Annotated in this window: 4 protein-coding genes; all 4 read left to right on the top strand. The window is 61.2% G+C overall.

From position 1 onward, the window contains the following. Nucleotides 1-1,830, top strand: a 1,830-nt coding sequence (locus GIW04_RS28530; protein ID WP_236479448.1) for a TonB-dependent receptor domain-containing protein, incomplete at its 5' end; no start/stop codon positions are given. 25 nt (nt 1,831-1,855) lie between these two features. Continuing rightward, complete coding sequence (locus tag GIW04_RS28525) at nt 1,856-2,503, top strand: MotA/TolQ/ExbB proton channel family protein (RefSeq protein WP_003190096.1); 648 nt, start codon at nt 1,856-1,858, stop codon at nt 2,501-2,503. A gap of 56 nt (nt 2,504-2,559) precedes the next feature. Beyond that, a complete protein-coding gene (locus GIW04_RS28520; protein WP_003190093.1) occupies nt 2,560-3,777 on the top strand; it encodes a phospholipase D-like domain-containing protein in 1,218 nt (405 codons plus the stop codon). Nucleotides 3,778-3,893: 116 nt separating this feature from the next. Next, a partial coding sequence (locus GIW04_RS28515) for a hypothetical protein (RefSeq protein ID WP_236479447.1) occupies nt 3,894-4,210 on the top strand: 317 nt, incomplete at its 3' end.

Below are 4,210 nucleotides of genomic sequence, written 5' to 3'. Positions count from 1 at the left end.
GGTTCGAGCGGCGGCAACATTGGCATCGTGACCATTCGCCCGACCAAGGAAACCGGCGCCTTCGTCAAACAGGTCGTCGGCAGCAATGCCACACGCAAGACCTTTGCCCGCCTCAATACCGGCGAAATCAACGGCTTGAGCAACTGGCTGTCGGTGTCCCATACCGAAGGAGAGATGTGGCGCGGTTCGGGCGCGGTACGCGCGGACAAGGTGGAGTGGAACAGCTTTTTCGACGCTGGCAATGGCAACACCGCCAACCTGATCCTCAAGTACCACGAGCAGGACAACAACAGTTACAGCCAGTTGACCAAGGCGCAGTTCCAGCAATATGGCCGCAAGTACGACCCTTATCCGGCAACACCCAGCGTGGGCAGCAACGGCAAGTACAACAGCTATTACGCCCTGGCGCAGAACCCGTTCCAGACGTTCACCGCCGTGCTCAACACCCAGTTCAAACTGGCCGATAACCTCGCGCTGTCGGTGATCCCGTATTACTACTGGGGCAATGGCAGCGGCGTCGGTTCATCCAGCTATGCCCTCAACCGTGGCTCCAACCAGGGCGGTGTGTTCGACCTCGGCAACCTGCCCACCGCCGCCCAATACAACGCCGACGGCACACCCAACAGCGGCGTGTACTACCGCCCTTCACGTACGCAAACCTGGCGTCCGGGTATCACCACCAAGCTGACCTGGGACCTGGGCGACCACAGCCTGCAATTCGGTTACTGGTACGAGCGCGCACGCCAGAGCCAGACCCAGCCGTTCATTCCGCTCAAGAGCAACGGCAAGCCGGTGGACACCTGGCCTGATTCCAACAGCGCCATCGTCGATGCCAACGGCAACACCGTGCAGGGTCGCGACCGTTTCACCGTGACGCCTGCGCAAAAGGTCTGGGCCCAGGACACCTGGTACATCAACCCGGACTGGACCTTCATCGCAGGCCTGGCCTACATGAACGTCGAGCGTGAAGGCACCAACCACGGCAGCCTCAACGAACGCCCGGAAAAACGTAACCAGACCTACAACAAACTGCTGCCCAACGCCGGCCTCAAATACCAGCTGGACGAGCGTGACCAGTTGTTCTACAGCCTGTCGCGCAACATGCGCGTGCCGCAGAACTACGTGCTCTACGACAAAGGCGCCGGCTCGATCGACGCCGAACCGGAAACCAGCTGGAACCATGAACTGGGCTGGCGCTACAGCGGCGACGACATGAACCTGGCCGCCACCCTGTTCTACATGGACTTCAAGAACCGCCAGGTGTCGTCCCGGGACATCAACGGTGACTTTGCCGACATCAACGCCGGCTCCGTGGTCAACAAAGGGCTGGAGCTGGAGTGGAGCGGCCAGTTGCCCCACCACTTCAATTACTACACCTCCTACACCTACACCAAGGCCGAGCAGCAGGATGACCTGACCGTCTACAACGCCGGCAAACCCATCGTGCTGCCCACCAGTGGCAAGCAGTTCGCCAACGTGCCCAAGAACATGCTGGCGGCCAACATCGGGTATGACGACGGTCGCTTCTACGGCACCTTCGGCGGCAAGTACACCAGCAAGCTCTACGGTGACCTGACCAACGACGAGGCGATTTCCGGCCGCACCGTGTTCAACCTCGGCGCCGGTATTTACCTGCCGGTGGACAAGAAGGTGGTCAAGGACGCGACCCTGCGCCTGAACGTCGACAACCTGTTCGACAAGAAATACCTGGACGGCGTGTACACCACCAAGACCAACGCGGCCAGCTATAGCGGTTTCCGCGATGGGGACCCTGCGTACATCGTCGGCCTGGACCGTACCGTCACGGTTTCGCTGGAAGCGAATTTCTAAGACTCACCTCAAGAGGAACACCATCATGGATATGAACCTGCTCCACGACGTCACCTTCTATGTGATGTACGCGGCGATGGCCATTGCGATCTTCATCGCCATCGAACGCGGTATCTACTTCGCCTACGTACGCCGCCAGGCTCGCGCATTGATCGACGCCCTGGGCGCCAACGTACACAGCGAGCGCGACCTGCCGGAAAACCTGACCCGTCGCGACAGCCTGCCGCTGAACATGATCCTGCCGGTGCTGGCCCAGAAGGCAACCCACGGTTCGCGCAAGGACCTGGACGACGAGATCGACACCCAGTACCTGAAGACCCGCGCCCCACTGGCCCGCAGCCTGTGGATTATCGAGACCATCACCACCGCCGCCCCGCTGCTGGGCCTGCTGGGTACCATTCTCGGCATCATAGACACCTTCAAGGCGCTGGCCACCGCGGGCGTGTCGGACCCAGGGCAGATTTCCGGGGGTATCGGGACGGCGTTGTTCGCCACGGGATTAGGTATCGCCATCGCGCTGTTTTGCGTGGTGTTTCACAACTTTTTCCAGGACAGCCTGGAGCGCATCAACGACCAGTTGAAGATCCTGCTGATCCGCGCCGCCACCGGCGCCCGCGCACAGGATGAAGTGCCCCATCGCGTACCCACCCCGCTGCACAGCCGCACGGCCTGACCTGCAGGGCGGGCGCCTTGGGCGCTCGCCTTTTCCTTTGGTGCGATGAGACGCTTATGTCCCTTTCGATAAAGTTGCGTATCGCCGGCCTGACCGGCTTGCTCCTCAGTCCGTTGGCCCAGGCGGACTTTTCCATTCCAGGCTTTGAACTGGTGCACACCGTGCCCGTGGACACCGCCCTTAGCACCGACGATTTACGCCAGCCCGGCCCGGTATGGATCGAGCTGTTCGACGGCGCCAAAAGCCGCATTGATATCGGCCAGTTCTACGCCGCGGACCACCCAGGTTCGGTGATGAACAAGGTGCTTGATCACCTGGAAGCCGCCGGCAAACGCGGCGTGAAGATTCGTTTCCTGCTCGAAGAAAAAGGCATCAAGCTGTCGGACGCCGCCACCCTGGAACGCTTGCGCGCCATTCCCAACCTGACCTTGCGCGTGCTGCCTTACGGGCAACTGAGCGGCGGAATCATCCACGCCAAGTACCTGCTGGTGGATGGCAAGCAAGCGTTTGTCGGCAGTCAGAATTTCGACTGGCGCGCCCTGGAACATATCCACGAAACCGGGCTGCGCATCACTGACGAAACGGTGGCGGGCCAGGTGCAGGCGATCTTCGAGCAAGACTGGCAAGCTCAGGCCGCGCTGGCGGGGAAACACCCGGTGCCGCTACCCGCCAGCGGCCAGGCACCTGCACGTACCGGCAACTACTTGGTGGCCAGCCCGCAACGCTACAACCCGCCCGGCGTGGGCGACTCACAGCTGGAACTGCCGCGCCTGCTGGGCGAAGCCAAAAAAGAAGTGCGCGTGCAATTGCTCGACTACGCGCCGCTGTCCTACGGACCGGATCGCACCCGGCCGTACTACGCCGTGATCGACAACGCCGTGCGCGCCGCCGCTGCCCGTGGCGTGTCGATCAAGCTGATGGTGTCCAACTGGAACACCGACCCACTGGAGCTGCCTTATCTCAAGAGCCTGGCGGTGCTGCCTAATGTCGAGATCAAGATCGTCACCCTGCCCGAAGCCAAGCAAGGCTTTATCCCTTATGCGCGGGTGATCCACAGTAAAACCATGGAGGTCGACGGCCAGGTGGCGTGGGTTGGCACCAGCAATTGGTTGGGCGGCTACCTGGATAATTCGCGCAATCTGGAGGTGGTGATGCGCAGTGAGGCGATGGCCAAGCGCGTAGGCCAGTTGCATGAACAGCTGTGGGATGGGCCCTATGCCAAAGCGCTGGATGTGTCGGCCGACTATGCGCCTCCCCACCCAGGTACGCGGTAAGTGACGGCGCGCAGGCACGGCGTTGTGTTTTCCTGATTGGCCGCTAGTCTTAGCATTTTCCGGCTGCAGCTTTAGCGGTGCTGCGTCCGGAGTCCACTTGCCACGAGACCACAGCCATGAAAACCGCTTTGCTTCGCACCACTTGTACGCTGCTTATGCTTATCTCCCTCGCAGCTTGCATCAACAGCCGTCAGCCCATCACGCTGGTCACCCTCGCCGACGGCACCCGCGGTTTGAAGAGCGCGGTTGATATTGGCCCTCCTGGCCCTTCCCAGGGCGATCTGTTCGTGTTCGACCAACCACTGATGGATCAGGACCGCCGTGATATCGGCAGCAACAGTGGCTACTGTGTCAGCACACGGCCAGGCGTTCACAGCCAATGCCAATGGACGTTACTGTTCTTCGGCTCAGGTGGCGCTGTTACAGGTACCGT

It is taken from the genome of Pseudomonas sp. PA-4-8C, assembly GCF_021606625.1.
Classification (GTDB): Bacteria; Pseudomonadota; Gammaproteobacteria; order Pseudomonadales; family Pseudomonadaceae; genus Aquipseudomonas; species Aquipseudomonas lactis.
This window is presented reverse-complemented; position numbering and strand designations above follow the sequence as displayed.

What these genes read in the sequence shown, in the direction of transcription:
- GIW04_RS28525 (WP_003190096.1), top strand. Translation starts at nt 1,856, where the DNA reads ATGGATATGAACCTGCTCCACGACGTCACCTTCTATGTGATGTACGCG.
- GIW04_RS28520 (WP_003190093.1), top strand. Translation starts at nt 2,560, where the DNA reads ATGTCCCTTTCGATAAAGTTGCGTATCGCCGGCCTGACCGGCTTGCTC.